The organism is Streptomyces sp. NPDC050674 (assembly GCF_040654575.1).
Taxonomy (GTDB): Bacteria; Actinomycetota; Actinomycetes; order Streptomycetales; family Streptomycetaceae; genus Streptomyces.
The window spans coordinates 102,106-124,548 of record NZ_JBFAIG010000008.1 but is presented as its reverse complement, the minus strand read 5'-3'; the positions used below and the strand labels follow the sequence as shown (position 1 = coordinate 124,548).

Sequence of the window (22,443 nt, the reverse complement as noted above, 5' to 3'; positions counted from 1 at the left end):
CACTCATCGAGTGAGAGTGCCAGGAGGAAGACAGTGCCGACCTACCAGTACCAGTGCACCGAGTGCGGCGAAGGCCTCGAGGCGGTGCAGAAGTTCACCGACGACGCCCTCACCGAGTGCCCCCAGTGCAAGGGCCGCCTGAAGAAGGTCTTCTCCGCGGTCGGCATCGTCTTCAAGGGCTCCGGCTTCTACCGGAACGACAGCCGCGGCTCCTCGTCGAGCAGCTCCCCGGCTGCGTCGAAGTCGTCGAGCACCTCGTCCTCGGGCTCGTCGTCCTCGGACTCCGGCTCGTCGAGCTCCGGCTCGAGCTCCTCGTCGAGCACGAGCAGCTCCTCCAGCAGCACCACCGCCGCGTAAGGCCTGATTCTTACGGGACCCTGTCGCCCTCGGGGCGACGGGGTCCTCGGTGTTTGTGCGGGCGGTTAGGGTGCGGGCATGGCGAACAAGGCGAACGTGACGGGCTCCGCGGAGCCGGACCCTGTGGGCTCTGTGAGCCGTGTGGGCTCTGCGGGCTCTGCGGGCTCTGCGGGCAAGGGGAGCGCCGGGATCGGTGTCATCGGCGGTTCGGGGTTCTACTCCTTCCTCGACGACGTGACCGAGGTCCGCATCGACACCCCGTACGGACCGCCGAGCGACTCCCTCTTCCTCGGCGAGGTCGCCGGCCGGCGGGTCGCCTTCCTGCCGCGGCACGGACGGGGTCACCACCTGCCACCGCACCGGATCAACTACCGGGCCAACCTGTGGGCGCTGCGCTCGGTCGGTGTGCGCCAGGTCCTCGCCCCGTGCGCCGTGGGCGGCCTGCGCCCCGAGTACGGACCGGGCACGCTGCTGGTCCCGGACCAGCTGGTCGACCGCACGAAGTCCCGGGCCAACACGTACTTCGACGGGCTGCCGCTGCCCGACGGTTCGGTGCCGAACGTCGTGCACGTGTCGCTGGCCGATCCCTACTGCCCCGCCGGGCGGGCGGTCGCGCTGAAGGCGGCGCGCGGCCGGGACTGGGAGCCGGTGGACGGCGGCACGCTGGTCGTCGTCGAGGGGCCGCGCTTCTCGACCCGCGCGGAGTCGCTGTGGCACCAGGCGCAGGGCTGGTCGGTGGTCGGCATGACCGGCCACCCGGAGGCGGCACTCGCCCGTGAGCTGGAGCTCTGCTACACGTCCCTGACCCTGGTCACCGACCTCGACGCGGGTGCGGAGACCGGGGAGGGCGTGTCGCACGACGAGGTGCTGCGGGTGTTCGCGGCGAATGTGGACCGGCTGCGGGGGGTGCTGTTCGACGCGGTGGCGGGGCTGCCTGCCGAGGGTGAGCGGGACTGCTTGTGCGTGAGTGCGCTGGGCGGGATGGATCCGGGGTTCGTGTTGCCGTAATCGGCGGCGGCGGTGTCGGCGGTGTCGGCGGCGGTGCAGGCAGCGGCGGTGTCGGTGTCGGCAGCGTGGCGGTGTCGGTTTCCGAAGCGTGCCGGTGTCGGTGTCGGCGGCGTGGCGGTGTCGGCAGCATTGACGGCGCCGGAGGGCCGGAGGGCCTCGCGCGGCCGGGAAGAACCGGACGTCGTCGTTCGGGTGAGGGAGTTGTCCCCAGGCCGGCCGTGGGTCCACAGGCCGGAGCGGGCGGTGGCGTGAGGCCTCATCGTGGGGAGCGCAAGCCGGTCCCTCGTCGCAGGTGGTGGTCTCCGTGTCTCTCGCCCGGTCCTCGGTCGTGCCCTCGTCTCCCTCCTGGTCCGTCGCCCCGGGCCCGCCCCGGGCCGAGGTGCCCGCGCCCCGTGAGGTGCCACGGTTCGATCCGGTCCGGGTCCGCGGCGGTCACCGCTCGGGCCGGCTCGCCCGGCACCGGCGCCGGGCTCTGGCCGCCGGGCTCGCGGTCACCGCTACGGCACTCGTGGCGGCGGGCCCGCGCGCTGCCGAGGGGGCCCGTGGTCATCCCCCGGCGCGGCCTCCCGCGCACACGGCCCCGACGGCCGGCGAGCAGCCCGTGCCCCGGGGTGGTGCCGCGGCGGCGGTGACGGCTCCGGTCCGCATCTCCGACGCGGCCACCGTGCGGTTGCTGCGGCCCGGCGACCGGGTTGACGTGATCGCCGCCGAGGAGACGGCGTCGGGCGGTGACGCCAGGGTGGTCGCGCGCGGCGCCAGGGTCACGAAGGTGCCGGAGCCGGTGGAGGGCGCGGGCGACGGCGGGGCGCTGATCGTGCTGTCCGTGCCCCGGGCGACCGCCGCGCGGCTGGCCGGCGCGAGTGCCACGGCGCGGTTGGCGGTGACCTTGTGGTGACGGACCTTGTGGTGACGAACCTTGGTGTGGCGGACGTTCTGCTGACGGACGTCGGGGCGACGGGCGCTCTCCGGACGCGGGCGGTGATGAGGCGCCCCGCGCTCACGGGCCCGGTCCCGTCACGTCCTTCGTCGGAGGGACCCAGGTATCCGGCCCGGCCTCCCCTTGCCGTAGGTTGCGGAGCGTTTTGTTCCACAAGCTGCTTGTGCGAGGAGAGGCCCCGAGGTGAGCGAGAAGAAGGAACCGAGCGTCTGGCAAGGCTTCAAGGCCTTCCTGATGCGCGGGAACGTCGTCGACCTGGCGGTGGCGGTGGTGATCGGTGCCGCCTTCACCAACATCGTCAACGCCCTGGTGAAGGGGATCATCAACCCGGTCGTCGGAGCCATCGGGACCAAGAACCTCGACCACTACAGCTCGTGTCTGAGTTCGAGCTGCAAGGGCGAGGAGGGCATCCAGATCCTGTGGGGTTCCGTGCTCGGCGCCACCCTGAGCTTCGTGATCACCGCCGCGGTCGTCTACTTCCTGATGGTCCTGCCCATGTCGAAGTACCTGGCCCGCCAGGAAGCCCGCCGGAAGGCCAAGGAGGGCACGCAGGAGGTCATGGAGGTGACCGAGCTGGAGGTGCTGAAGGAGATCCGCGACGCCCTGATCGCCCAGCGGGGCTCGGGACACGACCGGCGGTAGCGGCCGCCCGGGCGGTTCAGAGGTGGTGGGGCGGCTTCTCGTCCAGGAAGCGCTTGAGGTCCGCCGCACTGCCGCCGGAGTCGGTGCGCTCGCCCCAGCCCCGGTCGGTGTCGTCGGAGGACTGCTGGTCGAACGGGTCGTCGAAGACCAGCGCGGGCTTCGGCTCGCGCGGCTCGGGGCCGGGGGCGGTACTCATGCAACCAGGGTACGGTCGCGGAGAAAATCCCCGCGCCCTCTGCTGTGCTGGGACGCATGACGTCCAGCCCCACTCCCCCGCCCGTCCCCTCCGGCGCACCCGGCGCACCCGGCGACAGCGGGCCGCTGCGCAGGCTTCGGGCCCGTGGCCGCGACGAGCCGCACCGGACGGCCTCGCCGCTGGAGCTCTTCTTCGACCTGTGCTTCGTCGTGGCCGTCGCCCAGGCGGGTGTCGAGCTGGTGCACTCCGTCGCCGAGGGGCACGCGGGCCGGGGCATCCTCGACTACGCGATGGTGTTCTTCGCGCTGTGGTGGGCGTGGATGAACGTCACCTGGTTCGCCTCGGCGTACGACAACGACGACGTCCTCTACCGGGTCGTCACGCTGGTGCAGATCGCGGGTGTGCTGGTGCTCGCCGCTGGGGTGTCCCGGGCGTTCGAGGACCACGACTACCTCGTCGTCTGGCTGGGCTACCTCATCATGCGCGTGGCCCTGGCCGCCCAGTGGCTGCGGGCGGCCCGCGCCGGCGAGGGGGCGGAGCGGACGACGGCCCTGCGCTACGCCGGCGGCGTGCTGACGTGCCAGGTCGGCTGGCTCGGGGTGGTGTTCCTGCCCGAGGGGGCGCGGCCCTGGTGGTTCCTGGTCATGGCGCTGCTGGAGATGTGCGTGCCGCCCTTCGCCGAGAGGGGACACAGCACGTCCTGGCATCCCCGCCACATCGCGGAGCGCTACGGGCTGTTCACCATCATCGTGCTGGGCGAGACGATCGCGGCCGCCACGGTCGCGATGAAGTCCGGCATCGACGAGCACGACGCGCTGGGCGAGCTCCTCCCCGTCGCGGCGGGCGGGCTGCTGATCATCTTCGCGGCGTGGTGGATCTACTTCGTGGTGCCCATCCACGGCCATCTGCGGTCCAACCGGCAGGCGTTCCTGTGGGGCTACGGCCACTACCTGGTGTTCGCCTCGGCGGCGGCGATCGGGGCCGGGCTGGAGGTGGCCGTGGAGCAGACGGTCGGCAAGGCGCACGTCTCCACGCTGGCGGCGTCGGCGGCCGTGACCCTGCCGACGGCCCTGTACCTGCTCACGGTGTGGGCCCTGCACTCACGCCACTTCAAGCGGGGCGTCACTCAGCAGCTGGTGCTGCCGACGACCGCGCTGCTGGTGATCTGCTGTACGTTCCTGGGCCACTGGGCGGTGTTCGCCGCGGGCGCGGTGTGCGCGCTGTCGGTGGCGGCCGGGGAGACGCTCACCGTCCGCCCGGCCGCCGGGGTGGGCGGTCCGGTGCCCCCGACCGGGTGAGGTCGCCCGTGCCCGCCGCCCGGCCGCCCGGCCAGGTGAACCCGTGGCCCCGACCCGGGCGAGCTCACCCGCAGGCCGCTCCCCGCGGACCGGCGGCGACGAACCGGCACGGCACCCGCCGGTCCGGTGCGCCCGCCGGGGCCGGCGGCTGAACGACACCGACCGGGTCAGGTCACCCGTGGACGACACTGTCGCCCATGACAGTTGACGCACTGACGGATGTCGCCGGCCTGCGGGTGGGGCACGCGACACGTATCGGCGACGGTTGGCTCACCGGCACCACGGTCGTGCTCGCCCCGGAGGGCGGGGCCGTGGCCGCCGTGGACGTGCGGGGCGGCGGCCCCGGCACCAAGGAGACGGACGCGCTGGATCCGCGCAACGTGGTGCGGACGGTGGAGGCGGTCGTGCTGACCGGCGGCAGCGCGTACGGGCTCGACGCGGCGTCGGGGGTGATGGCCTGGCTGGAGGAACGCGGGCGCGGGATCCGGGTCGGGGCGGACCCCGCGCATGTCGTGCCGGTGGTGCCCGCCGCCTGCGTCTTCGACCTGGGGCGGGGCGGTGACTTCCGGGCCCGGCCGGACGCGGCGACCGGCCGGGCCGCGGTCGAGGCCGCCGCGGCGAGCGAACCCGGCGCGCCCGTACCGCAGGGGTGTGTGGGTGCGGGCACGGGAGCGGTGACGGGGGTGGTGAAGGGCGGCGTGGGCAGCGCGAGCACGGTGCTCGGGTCGGGGATCACGGTGGCCGCGCTGGTGGTGGCCAACGCGGCGGGATCGACGGTGGATCCGGAAACGGGGGTGCTCTACGGGGAGTTGTTCGAGGGACGGGTGGAGTATCCGGAGGCGGCCCTTCACGCGGCCGCGCAGCGGCGCCTCGCCGAGACGGCCGCGAGGAGCACGCCGCCGCCGCTCAACACCACGCTCGCGGTGGTGGCCACGGACGCGGAGCTGACGAAGGCGCAGGCGCAGAAGCTGGCCGGCACGGCGCACGACGGCATCGCCCGGGCGGTGCGTCCGGTGCATCTGCTCAACGACGGGGACACGGTGTTCGCGCTGGCGACCGGGGGCCGCGCCCTGGACGCCGCGAACCCGCTCGCGCTCAACGAGATCCTCGCGGCGGGCGCCGACATGGTGACGCGCGCGATCGTGCGGGCCGTGCGGGCCGCGGAGCCGGTCGACGGGCCGGGTGGGACGTGGCCGTCGTACGGGGAGCTGTACGCGGGCCGCTGAGCAGGTCCGCGACGCACAGCGGAGCCACAGCGGTCCCGGAATTTGTCGCGGTTCTGTCACGTGACGGCCTTCATGGGGAACGGACGGAACCCCACCGGTTCCCCGGCCCCTCTTGTCCCACGTACCGGAGCGGATCAACGCGACATCACATGAACTGGGAGCAGCCCGTGACAACGCCGAACATTTCAGCGCGGCGCACTCTGGGGGCCTGTGCCGCCCTGATGGTCGGCGCCCTGACGCTCACCGCCTGCGGTGGCAGCGCCAAAGCCGAGAACGACGCCAAGGGCGGTGACGGCGGCACCAAGACGTCCGTCGCGAAGATCGCCATCTCGGCGAAGGACGGTTCGACCGGAGCGTCCATCAACTCGACGGGCGTGAAGGTCAGCGACGGGAAGCTGACCGACGTGAAGATGACGGTCGCGGGCAGCGGTCAGACCGTCGCGGGCTCGGTGTCGTCCGACGGCAAGGTCTGGAAGCCGAAGGAGCAGCTGGAGCGCGGCACGAAGTACCAGATATCGGCGACCGCCAAGGACGCGGACGGCCGGACGGCCGCGGCCAACTCGATCTTCACCACGGTGACGACGTCGAACAGCTTCATCGGCACGTACACGCCGGACAACGGCACCACGGTCGGTGTGGGCATGCCGGTGTCGTTCACCTTCGACAAGCCCATCACCGAGCGCAAGGACGTGCAGTCGCACATCACGGTGAACTCCAGCAGCGGGCAGAAGGTCGTCGGGCACTGGTTCAACGGGCAGCGGCTGGACTTCCGGCCGGAGGAGTACTGGAAGGCCGGCTCCAAGGTCACGATGAACATCGACCTGGACGGGGTCGAGGGCGCGAAGGGCGTCTTCGGTGTGCAGAAGAAGACGGTCACCTTCACGGTGGGCCGTTCCCAGGTCTCCACGGTCGACGTCAACACCCAGACCATGACGGTCGTCCGGGACGGCAAGACGATCAAGACGGTCCCGATCTCGGCGGGCAGCCCGGAGCACACCACCTACAACGGGCAGATGGTGATCTCCGAGAAGTTCGTGCAGACGAGGATGAACAGCCGGACGGTGGGGCTGGGCGGCGAGTACGACATCCCGGACGTGCCGCACGCGATGCGTCTGACGACGTCGGGCACGTTCATCCACGGCAACTACTGGTACAACAAGGGCAATCCGCCCTTCGGCCGCGCGGGCACCAGCCACGGCTGCGTCGGTCTCGCCGATGTCCAGGGCGCGGGGGGCAGCACGCCCGCCAAGTGGTTCTACGACAACTCCCTGATCGGGGACGTGGTGGTCGTGAAGAACTCCCCCGACAAGACGGTGGCGCCGGACAACGGACTCAACGGCTGGAACATGCCGTGGAGCCAGTGGGTCGCGGACAGCGCTTCCTGAGCGGCTGGGTGACCACCCGAAAGAGCGCCCCAACTGGGGTTTTTGACGGAGCGACCGGGCCGCGCGGGAACTTTTCGCGCGGCTCGCGCGTTTTCCCGGACGTACGTTTTCTCGGTTCCCGGACATGATGTCCGACCGAGGGGCTACGGTATGCACTCACAAGGTGACATGCAGCAACGCCGGGAGAAACCTTGAGCGTTCCGTACGAGACGGCAGCGTACGAACCCCACGACTCGCCCGAGTCTCCGGAGGAGCACCTCGCGCGACTCCTCGGCCGCGCCCTGAACTCCTTCGAGCTACCGGACGAGACGATAAGGCGTCTGGACTGCGCGCTGGCGCACGACGGTTCGCTGCACTCGGCGCACCACAGCGCGGGCCTGCACCGGGAGACGTACCGGCACACCTGGCTGCTGGCCGACGGTTCGGCGCTCACCCTGTGGGAGCTCGTCCACAACACCGCGCCGGACAGCGAGCCGCAGCACGAGGTGTACGTGGACGAGGAGGAGCTGCGCGCCGCCACCGCACGGCTGCCGCTGCCGCCGGACACCCCGGACTTCGAGCTGCCGGTGACGGTGCAGCTGTCCCCGGTCCCCTCGCCCCGGCACGCGTACGCCGGGGAGAATTCGGCGGACCACGCGCGCAGGTTACTGCGCCGGGCGGAGAACGCGGACCGTCCGGGCGAGGACACGGCGGCCCGGCTGGCCACGGCGTCCGGACACCAGATCACCCAGGCCTTCGGCCGGCCGTGCCGCGCCGGCCGGGCCGGACTGGGCTTCTCGCTCTACGAGCACGCGTTCCTGCTGCGCGACGGCGAGGAGATCTCCCTCTGGGAGGTCGAGCACACGGCGACGCCGGACGGACGGCACATGTGCGAGGTGTACGCCAGCGAGGACGCGGCGCGCGAGGCGATGGAGCGACGGGCGGCGCAGCTCTCCTGAGAGGGCCTCAGCACTTCCCTGAGAGGCCTCAGTGCCGGTCGCCGAGGTGGCGCACCAGCTCGGCGAAGGCGGCTCTCTCCTCGCCGGTCAGCTCCACGGACTCCGACCGGTGACCGGTCTGCCGCTGCTGCGGGAGGGCGGGGAGCGGGTGGCCTTCGGGCCATCGGGAGAGGTGCTCGGGCATGCGCCCCAGTAGACACCACGACCCGGGACTCATGGTCCCGGGTCGTGATTTTCGTGATCTATCTCGCAGGCGGCATGAACGGTTCACACACCCCGAAAGGGGCGAACCTCCAGCACCTCACCGCTTCACGCCGCCACGGGCTGCTTCGTCTCCGCCGCCGGCACCGCGCCGCTCTCGCCGGAGGCCGTCGCGGCGCCCGGGGCCGGCTTGCGCATGCCCTTCAGGACGACGACCAGGGCGGTCGTGACGCAGACGCCCGCGGCGATGGCCACCAGGTAGAGGAAGGGGTTGCCGATCAGCGGGACCACGAAGATGCCGCCGTGCGGGGCGCGCAGGGTGGCGCCGAAGGCCATCGACAGGGCGCCGGTGACCGCGCCGCCCGCCATGGAGGCCGGGATGACGCGCAGCGGGTCGGCGGCCGCGAAGGGGATCGCGCCCTCGGAGATGAAGGAGGCGCCGAGCACCCAGGCGGCCTTGCCGTTCTCGCGCTCGGTCTGGGTGAAGAGCTTGCCGCGCACGGTCGTCGCCAGGGCCATGGCCAGCGGCGGGACCATGCCGGCCGCCATCACCGCGGCCATGATCTTCATCGCCGAGTCGCTGGGGCTGGTGACGGCGATGCCGGCCGTGGCGAAGGTGTAGGCGACCTTGTTGACGGGGCCGCCGAGGTCGAAGCACATCATCAGGCCGAGGAGGGTGCCGAGCAGGATCGCGTTGCTGCCGGACAGGCCGTTCAGCCAGTCGGTCATGCCCTTCTGGGCCTCGGCGATGGGCTTGCCGATGACGACGAACATCAGGAACCCGACGATCGCCGAGGAGATCAGCGGGATCACCACCACGGGCATGATGCCGCGCAGTGCCGCCGGGACGTTCACCTTCTGGATCGCCATCACCACGCCGCCGGCGATCAGACCGGCCGCGAGACCGCCGAGGAACCCGGCGTTGATGTTGAACGCGATCATGCCGCCGACGAAGCCGGGCACGATGCCGGGCCGGTCGGCCATGCCGTAGGCGATGTAGCCGGCCAGGACCGGGACGAGGAAGCCGAAGGCGACGCCGCCGATCTGGAAGAGCAGCGCGGCCCAGCTGTCGGCCTGGGTCCACAGGAAGTGGTCCATCACCGACGGCGCCTTGTTGATCTTGTAGCCGCCGATCGCGAAGCCGAGGGCGATCAGCAGACCGCCCGCCGCGACGAAGGGCACCATGTAACTGACGCCGGACATCAGCCACTTGCGCAGCTTGGTGCCGTAGCCCTCGCCGGACTCGCCGGAGCGCTCCACGGGAGTGGCCGGGGCGGATCCGGAGGTGACCTCACCGCGGGCGGCCTTCTCGCGCACCTCGGCGATGAGTTCGGCGGGACGGTTGATGCCCGCCTTCACGCCGACGTCCACGGTGGGCTTGCCGGCGAACCGCTCCTTCTCGCGCACGGGCACGTCGTGCGCGAAGATCACGGCGTCCGCCGCCGCGATGACCTGCGGGTCGAGCCGGGTGAAACCGGCCGATCCCTGGGGCTCGACGGTGAGTTCGACGCCCGCCTCCCGGCCGGCGTTCTCCAGCGACTCGGCCGCCATATAGGTGTGGGCGATGCCGGTGGGGCAGGAGGTGACGGCGACGATACGGAACGGGCGCTGCGGGGACGGCTCGTCCGCGGCGGCGTCGTCGCCGGTGACCGTGGCGGCGGCGGGAGAGGCCGCTCCCGCCGACGCCACGGGGTCTTCGGAAGCCGCCGGTGCGGATGCCTCCGGCTCGTCGCCGCGGATCAGTGCCGCCGCGGCCGGGGCGTCGCCCACCGCGCGCAGGGCGTCGGTGAACTCGCTGTCCATCAACTGGCGGGCCAGCGACGACAGGATCGTCAGATGGGCGTCGTCGGCGCCGGCCGGCGCGGCGATCAGGAAGATCAGGTCGGCCGGGCCGTCCGGGGCACCGAAGTCGATGCCGTCGGCGCTGCGTCCGAACGCGAGCGTCGGCTCGGTGACGTGCGCGCTGCGGCAGTGCGGGATGCCGATGCCGCCGTCGAGGCCGGTCGGCATCTGGGCCTCACGGGCGGCCACGTCGGCGAGGAAGCCGTCCAGGTCGGTCACCCGGCCCAGGGCCACCATGCGCTCCGCGAGGGCACGGGCCGCCGCTTCCTTGGTGTCGGCGGACAGGTCGAGGTCGACCAGGTCCGCCGTGATCATGTCGCTCATCGCGGGCTCCTTAGCACGCGTATCGCCCGGTGGGAGGGGTGGGCGGGGAGGGGGACGGGGGTGCGGTGGGGGGTGAGGGAGGCGGGGGCGGGGCCGGTGAGTAACGGGGAGAGGGCCCGCCGCCCGCGCGTCGGCCGGCGGTGCTCGTCGTACGTCATGTGACCGGCTCCTTCAGCACGCGGTCCGCCGGGACCTCGGCCGTGACCGTGACCGCCGCCGGGTCCAGGTCGCCCGGCGTCGGCATCACACTGCCGGGCAGCTGGACGGCCGCGGCGCCGTGCGCGACCGCGGAGGCGAGGGCCTCGGGGCCGTTGCCGCCGGCGATCAGGAAACCGGCGAGGGAGGAGTCGCCGGCACCCACGTTGCTGCGCACGGCGGCCACGCGCGCGCTGCCGAACCAGGCGCCCTGGTCGCAGACGAGCAGCTGTCCGTCGGCGCCCAGGCTCGCGAGGACGGCCCGGGCTCCCATCTCGCGCAGCTCCTCGGCGGCCTTCACGGCGTCGCCGACCGTGGCGAGGGGACGGCCCACGGCCTCGGAGAGTTCCTCGGCGTTCGGCTTGACCACGTCGGGCCGCTCGCGCAGGGCGGCCAGCAGCGCGGGCCCGGAGGTGTCCAGGGCGATCCGGGCCCCGGCGGCGTGCGCGCGGGCGACCAGCTCGGCGTACCAGGAGGGCGCGAGGCCGCGCGGGAGGCTGCCGCAGCAGGCGATCCAGGACGCCTCGCGGGACTGCTGCCGCACGGTCTCCAGGAGCAGTTCCCGCTCGGCGGCGGACAGTTCGGGGCCGGGCGCGTTGATCTTCGTCAGGACGCCGTCGGACTCGGCGAGGGCGATGTTCGAGCGGGTCGCCCCGGCGACCGGGACGGGCGCGACCTCGATGCCCTGCTGGTCGAGCAGTTCGGCGACGAGGGCGCCCGGGGCGCCGCCCAGGGGCAGGACCGCCACCGTGCGCCGGCCCGCGGCGGCGACCGCCCGCGAGACGTTCACGCCCTTGCCTCCGGGGTCCATCCGCTCGCCGGTGGCGCGGATGACCTCGCCGCGGTCGAGGGACGGCACCTCGTAGGTGCGGTCCAGGGACGGGTTGGGGGTGACGGTGAGGATCATGCGCGCACTACTTCCGTGCCGCCGCGCTCGATCGCGACGGCGTCTTCGGGGCTCAGCCCGCTGTCGGTGATCAGCAGGTCCACATCGCTCAGGTCGCCGAAGCGCGCGAAGTGCTCCTCGCCGTGCTTGGTGGAGTCGGCGAGCAGCACCACGCGGCGGGCGGCGGCCACGGCCGCGCGCTTGACCGCGGCCTCGGCGAGATCGGGGGTGGTCAGGCCGTGCTCGGCGGAGAAGCCGTTGGCGGCCACGAACAGCACGTCGGCGCGGATCTCGCCGTACGCCCGCAGCGCCCAGGCGTCCACGGCGGCGCGGGTGCGGTGCCGTACGCGCCCCCCGACCAGGTGGAGCTGGATGCCGGGGTGGTCGGCGAGGCGGGCCGCGATCGGCAGGCTGTGCGTGACGACGGTGAGGGAGGCCTCCAGCGGGAGGGCGGAGGCCATCCGGGCCACCGTCGTCCCGGCGTCGAGGATCACCGTGCCCTCAGCGGGGAGTTCGGCGAGGGCCGCCTTGGCGATCCGGTCCTTCTCGTCGGCGGCGGTCGTCTCGCGTTCGGCCAGATCCGGCTCGAAGTCGAGGCGCCCGGCGGGGATGGCCCCGCCGTGCACGCGGCGGACCAGGCCCGCGCGGTCGAGGGCCTTCAGGTCCCGGCGGATCGTCTCCGCCGTCACCTGGAACTCCTCGGCCAGCGACACGACATCCACTCGGCCGCCGTCACGGGCGAGCCGGAGAATCTCCTGCTGCCGCTCCGGTGCGTACATGTCCGTTCGCCTCCGCCTCATGCCCGAACGTGTGGTTTCAGCGGGAGGCTACGCCGAGATGTCCGCGAAGTAAACAGGTTCGGACCCAATCGGGCATGAGCCCGGGCGTGGGCTCGGACCCGGGCATGCACTCGAGCGCGGCTCGGGCGTGGACTCGGACCCGGGCATGAGCTCGGGCGGGCTCGGATCCGGGCATGAGCTCCGGGTTGACTCGGGCGTGCACTCGGACCCGGGCATGAACTCCGGTCTCAGCCCGGGCATCGGCTCGGGCAGGGCCGGAAACGCAGGCGGGCCCGGCACCCGGAGGTGCCGAGCCCGAGGGGCGGCCGGCGGCTCAGGAGACCAGCACCGGCTCCCTCTCCTCCACCGGCGCCTGCTCCCCCTCCACGTGCTGCGCGGGCCGCTTCGGCAGCGCGAACATCAGCAGGAAGATGGCGCCCATCAGCGCGGCGACCCAGCCCAGCGCGTTCTGGAACGCGTCCGCGAAGGCCGGACCGATCTGCTCCCGCCGCAGATGGTCGGAGATCGTGCCGAAGAAGACCACCGACACCAGGCCGAGGCCCAGCGCGTTGCCCATCTGCTGCACGGTGTTGATGAGCCCCGACGCCGAACCGGCGTGCTCGCGCGGCACCTCCGAGAGGATCGCGTCGGTCAGCGGCGCGACGATCAGCCCCATGCCCACGCCCATCACGACGAGCGGAAGCGCCATCTGCCAGGGAGCGATGTCCAGGCCGTAGTGCCCGGACTCCCAGATGTAGAGCAGCACCCCGGCCGCCATCACCAGCGCACCGGCCTGGAGCACCTTGCGGCCGAAACGCGGGACCAGCTTCTGCACCGACATCCCGGCGGCCAGCGACACGGCGATCGAGAACGGCACGCCGGTCAGTCCGGCCTTGAGCGGGCTCCAGCCCAGCCCGGCCTGCATGTACAGCGTCCACACCAGGAAGAACACGCCGAGCGCGACACCGAAGACGGTCTGCACCGCGATCCCGGCCGCGAAGCTCTTCACCCTGAACAGCGACAGCTCGACCAGCGGGGAACCGTCCCGCGCCGCCTTGCGCCTCTCGTACGCCACCAGCACCGCGAGGACGACGAGCGAGCCGGCCATCGAGACGTACCCCCACACCGGCCAGTGCAGCTCACGGCCCCGGGTGAGCGGGTAGATCAGCATCAGCAGGCCCAGCGTCACCAGCGCGATGCCCACCAGGTCCAGCTTCAGGGCGCGCGGCGCCTTCGACTCGGTGATGAAACGGCTGCCGAGGATCAGGCCCGCGACACCCACGGGCAGGTTGATCAGGAAGATCGGCCGCCACTCCCAGCCGAACAGGTTCCACTCGGTCAGCAGCGCGCCGAGCAGCGGCCCGGACACGGCCCCGAGACCGACGACCGCGCCGAACAGCCCGAACACCTTGCCCCGCTCGTGCGCCGGGAAGGTCGCGTGCACGATCGACAGCACCTGCGGCACCATCAGCGCCGCCATGCCGCCCTGGAGGAAGCGCGAGGCGACCAGCATCTCCGGGTTCACCGCGAGGCCGCACAGCGCGGAGGCGACCGTGAAGCCGCCGATGCCGACGAGGAAGATCCGCTTGCGGCCGTGGATGTCGCCGAGCCGCCCGCCGGTGATCAGCCCTGCCGCGAAGGCGAGGGCGTACCCGGCGGTGATCCACTGGATCTGGCTGAAGGAGGCGCCCGCGTCGCGCTGGATCGACGGGATGGCGATGTTGACGATCGTCACGTCGACGAGGTCCATGAAGGCCGCGGTCATCACGATCGCGAGGGCGAACCAACGCCGGCGGTCGGTCCCGCCGCCCGCCGTGCCCGGGGTGGTGTCGGTGGAGTTCATGCTGTGAAGGTAGACGGGCAATAGGTCAGATCATGTCCTAGTGGTACGGCATCCTCGTCGGCATGACGACGGACACCCCGGCACGGCTCCTGACGCTCCTCTCCCTCCTCCAGACGCCCCGCGAATGGCCCGGCGGCGAGCTCTCCGAGCGGCTCGGGGTCTCCCGCCGCACGGTCCGGCGCGACATCGACCGGCTGCGTGAACTGGGCTACCCCGTGCAGGCGACCAAGGGCTCCGACGGCGGCTACCGGCTCGTCGCGGGGAAGGCCATGCCGCCGCTCGTGCTCGACGACGAGGAGGCCGTAGCCATCGCGGTCGGGCTGCGCGCCGGGGCCGGACACGCCGTGGAGGGCCTGGACGAGGCGTCGGTGCGGGCGCTGGCCAAGCTGGAGCAGGTGCTGCCGGGCCGGCTGCGCCACCGCGTGACCACTCTCCAGGCCGCGACCACCCCGCTGACCAGCGGCGACGGGCCGAGCATCGCGCCCGAGACCCTGACCGTCATGGCCTCGACGGTGGCCGGGCACGAACGGCTGCGGTTCGCCTACCGCGCCGCGGACGGCACCGAGTCACGGCGTCTGACAGAGCCGTACCGGCTGGTCTCGACGGGCCGCCGCTGGTACCTGGTCGCCTACGACATCGACCGCGACGACTGGCGCACGTTCCGCGTCGACCGGGTCAGCGAGCCGTTCGCCACCGGGGCCCGGTTCGCACCGCGGGAGCTGCCGACGGGGGACGCGGCGGAGTACCTGCGGCGCTCCGTGCAACGGCAGCAGCAGACCTACGACTTCGAGGTCACGTTCGCCGCGCCGGCCGGCTTCGTCGCCGCCCGGGTGCCGCGCTGGCTGGGCACGCCCGAGCCGTTGGACGAGGGCAGGTGCCGGCTGCGGGGGTCGGCCGGAGACGCCGTTCAGTGGGTGGCGTTCCGGCTGGCGATGCTGGAGTGCGACTTCGTGGTGCACCAGCCGGAGGAACTGGTGACGGCGGTGCGGGAGCTGGGGGCGCGGCTGAGCCGAGCGGCGGGCGAGGGCCGCGGCTCGGGCGGGGAGGTGAGCTGACGGCGCGCCCGGTGCCGGACGTCACGGTCCGGCACGGATGCCCTCAGGACTCAGGACCACCTCCTCACGGCGCCCAGGGGAAGTCCCGCAGCGCGGCGAGATTGCGCAGGGCGAGTCCCGCCGGACCCTCCGGTCCCTCCACGGGCCCGTCCCCCTCGGCCCAGGCCTCCAGGGCGGCACGGACGGCCGCACTCGCCACGGCGGCGGCGAAGCGCAGCTCGGGGCTGACGGCGGAGGGTTCCCCGCCAGTCGCCCGCGTGGTCTCCTCCCCCACCCCGGCAACGTTGTCGCCGCTGCTCCGAGCCTCTGGCGTCCGGGAGCCCCGGGTCGCGTCTGCACGTGTCACCCGGTGCGCCAGCACCTCGCCCAGCAACCGCTCCGAGGTCTGGCACACCTCCGCCCACACCCTGCGCAGCGACGGGTTCGCCTCGGCCAGGCGCAGCAGCGTGCGGACCCACTCCCAGGAGGCCGCCGAGACGCCGAGGCCGGGAGTGAGGGTGTGGTGGACCCCCTGCTCCAGGGCTCTGAGCACTCCGGTGCCGGCGGGGGCGGCGCGTACCGCCTCCACCCAGCGCTGGGCGCCGGCCGCGTAGAGCGGGGCGACGGCCTCCTCCTTGGTCGCGAAGTACCGGTAGAAGGTGCGCGGGGCGATGCCGGCGGCCTGGGCGATGTCCTCCGCGCGGGTGGCGCGCAGACCGTGCCGTACGAAGAGGCCGGCCGCGGCCCGGGCGATCTCCATGCGGGTCTCGGCCTTGCGCCGCTCGGTCAGTGAGGGCGGAGACGGGGGCGGGGTGGTGCTGCTCACGCCCGGCAGGCTATGCCCATGTGACACAATCTGCCATCTGGCGGGCCACCCCGTGGTTCAGGTACGGGGTGGCCCGCTCTCCAACCCTTCTGGAATGCCCTCCTCCGGAACGGCATCCGGAACACCCTCCGGAAACGACATCCGGCGAGACACGACGAACCCGTGCGACGAACCGGGCACGACGAAAGCCGGGCCCGGCGTCCGGGGGGAAGGACGCCGAGGCCCGGCCTCGGGGAAAGTCCCGGCGCCGGGGGGAGTGCGACGGGACTTTGGCTGGTGGGTCAGGGTGCGACCCGGGTCCGAACTGGTGGACCCAGAAGTCTTGTTCCCTGACTCCGCGGATTGAAGCGGCGTTACAACGCCATGTTTGCGCTGTCTTTCGCCACCCGGCGTACGCGGTGCCCTCCGGGCGCACACGCTCCGTCACCCACCGGCTGTGGGGACGGGTCGTACGCCCGGACGCTCACCGTGCTCACCGGCCTCGCGCCGCCCGCGCGGACACGTGCCGGAGGCGGGGCGGGGGCGGGCGGTGGTCACGCCGCCGCGTCGAACCCGGTGCTGCGGGCCAGCTTCTTCAGCTCCAGCAGCGCGTGCTTCTCGATCTGCCGGATGCGCTCGCGGGTCAGGCCGTGCTCCTTGCCGACCTCGGTCAGCGTGCGCTCCCGGCCGTCCTCGATGCCGTAGCGCATCTTGATGATCGAGGCCGTGCGCTGGTCGAGGCGGCCGATCAGGTCGTCGAGCTCCTCGCTGCGCAGCAGGGTGAGCACCGACTGCTCGGGCGACACCGCGGAGGTGTCCTCCAGGAGGTCGCCGAACTGGGTCTCGCCCTCGTCGTCCACCGACATGTTCAGCGAGACCGGGTCGCGGGCCCAGTCGAGCACGTCGGTGACGCGCTCGGGCGTGGAGCCGAGCTCGGCCGCGATCTCCGCGGGCTCCGGGTCCCGGCCGTGCTCGCGGTTGAACTCGCGCTGCACACGGCGGATCCGGCCGAGCTCCTCCACGAGGTGGACGGGCAGGCGGATCGTGCGGGACTGGTCGGCTATCGAGCGCGTGATGGCCTGGCGGATCCACCACGTCGCGTACGTGGAGAACTTGAAGCCCTTGCGGTAGTCGAACTTCTCGACCGCGCGCACCAGGCCGGCGTTGCCCTCCTGGATCAGGTCCAGCAGGGGCAGGCCGCTGCGGGGGTAGCGGCGGGCGACGGCCACGACCAGGCGCAGGTTCGAGCGGATGAAGACATCCTTGGCCCGCTCGCTCGCGTCGACCAGGGCCCGCAGCTCCTCGGGCGAGGCCCCGGCCTTGTTCTCCTCCAGGCCGTCGAGGATCTGCTGGGCGAACACACCCGCTTCGATGATCTGCGACAGCTCGACTTCCTTGGCGGCGTCGAGCAGCGGTGTGCGCGCGATCTCGTCGAGATACATGCCGACCAGGTCGCGGTCGGCGATCTCGCCGCCATGGGCGCGAACACTGCTTGCCGCGTCGGCCGTCTCGCCGGTGGCGGACTGACGACGGGCGACGGCACGGGTTGCCATGCGAGCTCCCTTGCGATGGTGAGGTCAGCGGGTGGTCCTTCGGACGCGGGACTCCGTCTTCCGGGACCTTCCGGACTCTCCTCGGGTGCCCTGCATCCGATGGAAACAACGACTGGAATCAGGACAGAATTCCCAACCCGGCCTCCGATTTTTCTGATCATGCAGTACCCTGTCCGGCCACACAGGGAGGCCGGATGCCGTCGGAGCGTACAGAGGTGCAGGTCAGACCAGGAGTCGAGGACGACCTCGAAGCTCTCACAGCCCTCTACAACCACTATGTACGTGAGACGGCGATCACATTCGACACCGTGATCTTCACTCCGGAGGAGCGCCGCCCTTGGCTGCTCTCCCACCTTGAAGACGGGCCGCACCGGCTGATGGTTGCCAGGGAACCGGGTGCACAGCGGATCCTCGGGTACGCCACTTCCAGCCCTTTCCGGCCGAAGCCCGCCTATGCCACCTCCGTGGAGACGTCCGTGTACGTCGCCCCGGACGCGGGCCGCCGCGGCGTCGGCACCCTCCTCTACGCGGCTCTCTTCGAGGCCCTGTCGGGCGAGGACCTGCACCGGGCCTACGCGGGCATCGCCCAGCCGAACGAGGCGTCGGCCCGGCTGCACGAGCGCTTCGGTTTCCGGCACGTCGGCACGTACCGGGAGGTCGGGCGCAAGTTCGGCCGCTACTGGGACGTGGCCTGGTACGAGAAGCCGCTCTAGGTGCTCAGCCGAACTGGACCGACCGCTTCGCCAGGCCCATCCAGAACCCGTCGATCACCGACTTCTGGGCGTCCAGCTCACCGGCCGCGTCGGCCGCGCCCATGGTCACGAACAGCGGGGCGAAGTGCTCGGTGCGCGGGTGGGCCAGCTGCCCCGCGGGTGACTTGCGGGTGAAGTCGAGCAGGGCGTCCACGTCGCGCGCCTCCAGCGCCCGGCGGCCCCAGTCGTCGAACTCGGCCGACCAGGCGGGGACGCCGCCCTGACGGAGCGCGGCCAGGTTGTGGGTGAAGAAGCCGGAGCCGACGATCAGCACGCCCTCGTCCCGCAGCGGGGCGAGCCTGCGGCCGATCTCCATGAGCCTCACCGGGTCGAGCGTCGGCATGGACACCTGGAGGACCGGGAGGTCGGCGTCCGGGTACATCTCGACCAGGGGGACGTAGGCGCCGTGGTCGAGACCGCGGTCGGGGACGTCCTGGACGGGCATGCCGGGGGCGCGCAGCAGCTTGCGTACGGACTCGGCGAGCTCCGGTGCGCCGGGTGCGTCGTACGTCACCCGGTAGTAGTGCTCGGGGAAGCCCCAGAAGTCGTAGACGAGCGGGACGGTCTCGGTGGCACCGAGGGCGAGCGGGGCCTCCTCCCAGTGGGCGGAGACGATCAGGACGGCCTTGGGGCGCGGCAGTCCGGCGGACCAGGCGGCCAGTTCACCGGGCCAGACGGGGTCGTCCGCCAGGGGCGGCGCGCCGTGGCTGAGGTACAGAGCGGGCATGCGCTCCTGAGTGGCGGCGGACATGCTGCGGCTCCTTCCACAATGGTTCCTGACAAAACTGTACGAGCCATTTATTTAAAGTTCAAGAAGGGTCCACGTAGAGTGGGACATATGAAGGCACCCGCATCCGCACCGACACCCGGCTCCGCCGCGGAGCCCCAGGAACCGCGCTGGCTCACCGACGAGGAGCAGCGTGTCTGGCGTTCGTTCTTGGAGGGCGTCACCCTCCTCGACGACCACCTCGACCGTCAGCTCCAGCGCGACGCGGGCATGCCGCACGTCTACTACGGCCTTCTGGTCAAGCTCGCCGAGGCGCCGCGGCGGCGGCTGCGGATGACCGAGCTCGCCATGCTGGCGAAGATCACCCGGTCCCGGCTCTCGCACGCGATCGCGCGCCTGGAGAAGAACGGCTGGGTCCGGCGCGAGGACTGCCCCGACGACAAGCGGGGCCAGTTCGCCGTCCTCACGGACGAGGGTCTCGACGTGCTGCGGAAGACCGCGCCGGGCCATGTGGAGGCCGTGCGCCAGGCGGTCTTCGACCGGCTCACCCCGGAACAGCAGAAGTCCCTCGGCGAGATCATGCGGATCGTCGCCGAGGGACTTCAGCCGGCCGAAGCGGGGGCGGACCTGCCCTGGCTCCGCTGACGCGGGGCCGGGGCAGGTCCTGGATTCCATAGGTACGGGGCGTCCCCTTCCCCGTGCCTACGGATGGCCCGAAGGGGTGGCGTGCGCGGCCGTCAGTGGGCGACGACCGGAACCGGCACCTCGTCCGCCGCACCCTCCTCGGAGGACGCCACCGTCGTACCGCCCGGACGGCCGGCGTTGACGAAGGTCAGGGCGATCGCGGCGGCCACCACCAGGATGCCGACGGCGAACCAGATGGCGCTGGTGTAGCCCTCCACCATGGCCTCCAGCTGGACCAGCTGCTGCTGGGACCGGCTGGTCGCGCCGGCGATGTGGTCGGCGACGTACGCCGTGGTCGCCGAGGCGGCGATGGTGTTCAGCAGGGCCGTGCCGATCGCGCCGCCCACCTGCTGCGAGGTGTTGACCATCGCGGAGGCGACACCGGCGTCCCGCGGCTCGACGCCCTGGGTGGCCAGCGACATGGCCGGCATGAACGCCGTACCCATGCCGAGACCGAGCAGCAGCATCGCCGGCAGCAGCAGGGCCGCGTACGAGGAGCCGATCTCCAGCTGGGTCAGCAGCAGCATGCCGAGCGCGGCGACCAGGAAGCCGGGGCCCATCAGCAGGCGCGGCGCGACCCGGGTCATCAGACGGGTGCCGATCTGGGTGGAGCCCGTGATCATGCCCGCGATCATCGGCAGGAAGGCGAACCCGGTCTTGACCGGCGAGTAGCCCTTCACGATCTGGAGGTAGTAGGTCAGGAAGAGGAACAGGCCGAACATCGCGATGATCGCGAGACCGAGGGAGAGGTAGATCCCGCCGCGGTTGCGCTCGGTGATCACGCGCAGCGGCAGCAGCGGGGCCTTGACCTTGGCCTCGACGAGCACGAAGGACGCCAACAGCACGACCGAGGCGACGAACATGCCGACGGTCACCGAGTCGCTCCAGCCGTCGGACTCGGCGCGGGTGAAGCCGTAGACCAGGGCGACCAGGCCCAGGGTGGACAGGATCACGCCGGGGACGTCGAGCGGGGAGCGGTTGCGGCCGCCCTCGGGCTCACGGATGACGAAGTAGGCACCGGCCGCGGCGACGATGGCGAACGGGATGTTCACGAAGAACGTCCAGCGCCAGTCGAGGTACTCGGTGAGGAAGCCGCCCAGGATCAGGCCGACCGCGCCGCCGCCACCGGCGATCGCGCCGTAGATGCCGAACGCCTTGGCGCGCTCCTTGGCGTCGGTGAACATCACCGCGAGCAGGGAGAGCGCGGCGGGCGCGAGCAGGGCGCCGAAGACACCCTGGAGGGCACGGGAGCCGAACATCATGGCCTCGTTGGTGGCCGCGCCGCCGAGGGCGGAGGCCGCGGCGAAGCCCGCGAGACCCAGGACGAAGGTGCGCTTGCGGCCCCACAGGTCGGCTATCCGGCCGCCGAACAGGAGCAGACCGCCGAAGGCGAGGGCGTAGGCCGTGACGACCCACTGCCGGTTGCCGTCGGAGATGCCGAGGTCCTGCTGGGCGGAGGGCAGGGCGATGTTCACGATGGTGGCGTCCAGGACGACCATCAGCTGGGCGAGCGCGATGAAGACGAGCGCTTTCCAGCGGCCGGCGTCCGGTTCTCTCACCGGTGCACCCAGGGCCTTCGAGGCTGTTTCAGACATGGGGATACCCACTTCGGGACTTCGTGACGGAAAAATTCGGTACTTCGGGACGAAAAGGGTCGCGCAGGGTGTCGCGTACCGACGGCGCGTCCAGGGGGACGGCCGCAGGGTCGGTCGGGTTGTTCGAGTCGTTCGGGTCGTTCGTTCAGGTTTCAGACCGGTGGGGCGGCCTGAACTCATCGGACACAGCCGGGCGATCGGGCGGAGCCGGGCGATCGGACGCAACCGATCGGCCGGGTGGAACGGTCAGGGCCGGCGCAGATCCTCCATGGTCACGGCCGCGCCCGGGAGGGCGGAGCGGGCGGGAGCCCGCAGCCCGTCCAGGAGCAGCTGAAGATGGCGGTGGACGAAGCGGTCGGCCCGGAAGCAGTCGGTACCGGCCGGGGGCCGGCTGAGCTGGGCCACGGCGATCATGACGTCCCCCACGTCCACGTCGGACCGGAGCTGTCCGGCCGACCTGGCGCGGTCCATGACCTCCGCGATCAGCCGCTCGACCCGTTCGCGCGCGGCCTCCAGATCCGGGTGGTGCTGGTCGAACGTGCTGGAGACCATCGGGCACAGCGCGCTGATCCGCTCGTCGGCGGCGGCGTGCACGAAGCGCTCCAGCGCCTCGAACGCGTCACCGGTCTCCTCGAGAGCGGCCTCGGCGGCCGCGGCCGTCCGGTCCATGACGGAGCAGACGACCTCGCGGACGAGGGCGTCGCGGTCCGGGAAGTTGCGGTACACCGTGGCATTGCCGACGCCGGCCCGGCGGGCGATCTCGTCGAGCGGCACCTCGGGGCCGTGCTCGACGAACATCTCCCGGGCGGCGGTGACGATCCGCTCCCGGTTGCGCAGGGCGTCGGCGCGGGGCCGGGGCACCTTGCGCGCTTCGGGGCTGGCGGTCTGCACGGCGTACTCCTGGTTCCGTCGGACTGATGATGCTGCGATCCGGGGAGCGGGTCCCCGTTTCGATCGGACACATGGCTAAACGGGGACTGGGTCCCCGGTATTTCCCGCTCGCGCGGAATTTGTTTGTGACCTGGCTCACAAGACCCTCGGGCCGCTACCGGCGGGAAACCCACGATCGGTCTCCTCCAGCGCGCGTCCCCCCACCCCGCGACGCAGGGTGAGCGCAAGGGTGCAGCCGGACACCGGCGGCTGCCGTGGCGCGGGAGGTCCCTTGCAGGTCCCTTGCAGGCAACCGCGGCCACGGCGCCCCCGCCGGGACGGCAGGGGCCCGGCCGGCCACCGGAT

22 protein-coding genes are annotated in these 22,443 nt (G+C 72.0%); 11 read left to right on the top strand and 11 right to left on the bottom strand.

Annotation, left to right across the window (positions count from 1 at the left end; genetic code table 11):
- Positions 1–33: 33 nt before the first annotated feature.
- The 4 genes from AB0I06_RS15610 to mscL all read left to right on the top strand — a co-directional run bounded on the left by AB0I06_RS15610 (position 34) and on the right by mscL (position 2,944).
- The gene (locus tag AB0I06_RS15610) at positions 34–357 is read left to right on the top strand and encodes an FmdB family zinc ribbon protein (RefSeq protein WP_363119320.1); all 324 of its coding nucleotides are present in this window, start codon (positions 34–36) and stop codon (positions 355–357) included.
- Positions 358–435: 78 nt separating this feature from the next.
- Positions 436–1,365 (top strand): S-methyl-5'-thioadenosine phosphorylase, encoded by a 930-nt coding sequence (locus AB0I06_RS15605; protein ID WP_363119319.1) that lies wholly within the window; start codon positions 436–438, stop codon positions 1,363–1,365.
- A 304-nt stretch (positions 1,366–1,669) separates the two neighbouring features.
- A complete protein-coding gene (locus AB0I06_RS15600; RefSeq protein WP_363119318.1) occupies positions 1,670–2,260 on the top strand; it encodes a hypothetical protein in 591 nt (196 codons plus the stop codon).
- A gap of 225 nt (positions 2,261–2,485) precedes the next feature.
- A complete protein-coding gene (gene mscL, locus AB0I06_RS15595) occupies positions 2,486–2,944 on the top strand; it encodes a large conductance mechanosensitive channel protein MscL (RefSeq protein WP_363119317.1) in 459 nt (152 codons plus the stop codon).
- A gap of 16 nt (positions 2,945–2,960) precedes the next feature.
- On the opposite strand, the gene AB0I06_RS15590 is transcribed toward mscL, so the two are convergent.
- On the bottom strand, positions 2,961–3,140 hold the full coding sequence (locus AB0I06_RS15590) for a hypothetical protein (protein ID WP_363119316.1): 180 nt from the start codon (positions 3,138–3,140) through the stop codon (positions 2,961–2,963).
- A gap of 56 nt (positions 3,141–3,196) precedes the next feature.
- Here AB0I06_RS15590 and AB0I06_RS15585 point away from each other — a divergent pair, with 56 nt between their 5' ends.
- The 4 genes from AB0I06_RS15585 (at position 3,197) to AB0I06_RS15570 (ending at position 7,987) form a co-directional block, all read left to right on the top strand.
- A complete protein-coding gene (locus AB0I06_RS15585; protein WP_363119315.1) occupies positions 3,197–4,438 on the top strand; it encodes a low temperature requirement protein A in 1,242 nt (413 codons plus the stop codon).
- Between the two features lie 197 nt (positions 4,439–4,635).
- Positions 4,636–5,664 carry a P1 family peptidase gene (locus tag AB0I06_RS15580; protein WP_363119314.1) on the top strand — a complete coding sequence of 343 codons (1,029 nt, stop codon included), beginning with the start codon at positions 4,636–4,638 and terminating at the stop codon, positions 5,662–5,664.
- A 167-nt stretch (positions 5,665–5,831) separates the two neighbouring features.
- The gene (locus AB0I06_RS15575; RefSeq protein ID WP_363119313.1) at positions 5,832–7,049 is read left to right on the top strand and encodes an Ig-like domain-containing protein; all 1,218 of its coding nucleotides are present in this window, start codon (positions 5,832–5,834) and stop codon (positions 7,047–7,049) included.
- A gap of 191 nt (positions 7,050–7,240) precedes the next feature.
- Positions 7,241–7,987 carry a DUF6227 family protein gene (locus AB0I06_RS15570; RefSeq protein ID WP_363119312.1) on the top strand — a complete coding sequence of 249 codons (747 nt, stop codon included), beginning with the start codon at positions 7,241–7,243 and terminating at the stop codon, positions 7,985–7,987.
- 28 nt (positions 7,988–8,015) lie between these two features.
- Here the strand turns inward: AB0I06_RS15570 and AB0I06_RS15565 are convergent, their stop codons facing one another.
- From AB0I06_RS15565 to AB0I06_RS15545, 5 genes are all read right to left on the bottom strand, one after another.
- Positions 8,016–8,171, bottom strand: coding sequence for a hypothetical protein (locus AB0I06_RS15565; RefSeq protein WP_363119311.1), 156 nt, complete (start codon positions 8,169–8,171; stop codon positions 8,016–8,018).
- Between the two features lie 125 nt (positions 8,172–8,296).
- Entirely contained in the window at positions 8,297–10,354 is a 2,058-nt protein-coding gene (locus AB0I06_RS15560; RefSeq protein ID WP_363119310.1) for a fructose-specific PTS transporter subunit EIIC, read from the bottom strand.
- A gap of 154 nt (positions 10,355–10,508) precedes the next feature.
- Complete coding sequence (gene pfkB, locus AB0I06_RS15555) at positions 10,509–11,456, bottom strand: 1-phosphofructokinase (protein WP_363119309.1); 948 nt, start codon at positions 11,454–11,456, stop codon at positions 10,509–10,511.
- Positions 11,453–12,214, bottom strand: coding sequence for a DeoR/GlpR family DNA-binding transcription regulator (locus AB0I06_RS15550; RefSeq protein ID WP_363119308.1), 762 nt, complete (start codon positions 12,212–12,214; stop codon positions 11,453–11,455). The genes pfkB and AB0I06_RS15550 overlap by 4 nt, the downstream gene beginning before the upstream one ends.
- 334 nt (positions 12,215–12,548) lie before the next feature.
- Entirely contained in the window at positions 12,549–14,057 is a 1,509-nt protein-coding gene (locus tag AB0I06_RS15545) for an MFS transporter (RefSeq protein WP_363119307.1), read from the bottom strand.
- Positions 14,058–14,119: 62 nt separating this feature from the next.
- On the opposite strand from AB0I06_RS15545, the gene AB0I06_RS15540 reads away from it, so the two are divergent.
- On the top strand, positions 14,120–15,112 hold the full coding sequence (locus tag AB0I06_RS15540; RefSeq protein ID WP_363119306.1) for a YafY family protein: 993 nt from the start codon (positions 14,120–14,122) through the stop codon (positions 15,110–15,112).
- Between the two features lie 64 nt (positions 15,113–15,176).
- Here the strand turns inward: AB0I06_RS15540 and AB0I06_RS15535 are convergent, their stop codons facing one another.
- Both AB0I06_RS15535 and AB0I06_RS15530 read right to left on the bottom strand, forming a co-directional pair.
- The gene (locus AB0I06_RS15535; RefSeq protein WP_363119473.1) at positions 15,177–15,851 is read right to left on the bottom strand and encodes a helix-turn-helix domain-containing protein; all 675 of its coding nucleotides are present in this window, start codon (positions 15,849–15,851) and stop codon (positions 15,177–15,179) included.
- Positions 15,852–16,450: 599 nt separating this feature from the next.
- Positions 16,451–17,449 (bottom strand): sigma-70 family RNA polymerase sigma factor, encoded by a 999-nt coding sequence (locus tag AB0I06_RS15530; RefSeq protein ID WP_097217153.1) that lies wholly within the window; start codon positions 17,447–17,449, stop codon positions 16,451–16,453.
- A gap of 194 nt (positions 17,450–17,643) precedes the next feature.
- On the opposite strand from AB0I06_RS15530, the gene AB0I06_RS15525 reads away from it, so the two are divergent.
- Entirely contained in the window at positions 17,644–18,162 is a 519-nt protein-coding gene (locus AB0I06_RS15525; protein WP_363119305.1) for an N-acetyltransferase family protein, read from the top strand.
- A 4-nt stretch (positions 18,163–18,166) separates the two neighbouring features.
- Here the strand turns inward: AB0I06_RS15525 and AB0I06_RS15520 are convergent, their stop codons facing one another.
- Entirely contained in the window at positions 18,167–18,952 is a 786-nt protein-coding gene (locus tag AB0I06_RS15520) for a class III extradiol ring-cleavage dioxygenase (RefSeq protein ID WP_363119304.1), read from the bottom strand.
- Positions 18,953–19,039: 87 nt separating this feature from the next.
- Here AB0I06_RS15520 and AB0I06_RS15515 point away from each other — a divergent pair, with 87 nt between their 5' ends.
- A complete protein-coding gene (locus AB0I06_RS15515; RefSeq protein ID WP_363119303.1) occupies positions 19,040–19,573 on the top strand; it encodes a MarR family transcriptional regulator in 534 nt (177 codons plus the stop codon).
- A 92-nt stretch (positions 19,574–19,665) separates the two neighbouring features.
- On the opposite strand, the gene AB0I06_RS15510 is transcribed toward AB0I06_RS15515, so the two are convergent.
- Positions 19,666–21,207: an MFS transporter gene (locus tag AB0I06_RS15510; protein ID WP_363119302.1), complete on the bottom strand. Its 1,542-nt coding sequence runs from the start codon at positions 21,205–21,207 to the stop codon at positions 19,666–19,668.
- A gap of 246 nt (positions 21,208–21,453) precedes the next feature.
- The gene (locus AB0I06_RS15505; RefSeq protein WP_363119301.1) at positions 21,454–22,098 is read right to left on the bottom strand and encodes a helix-turn-helix domain-containing protein; all 645 of its coding nucleotides are present in this window, start codon (positions 22,096–22,098) and stop codon (positions 21,454–21,456) included.
- Positions 22,099–22,443 lie beyond the last annotated feature (345 nt).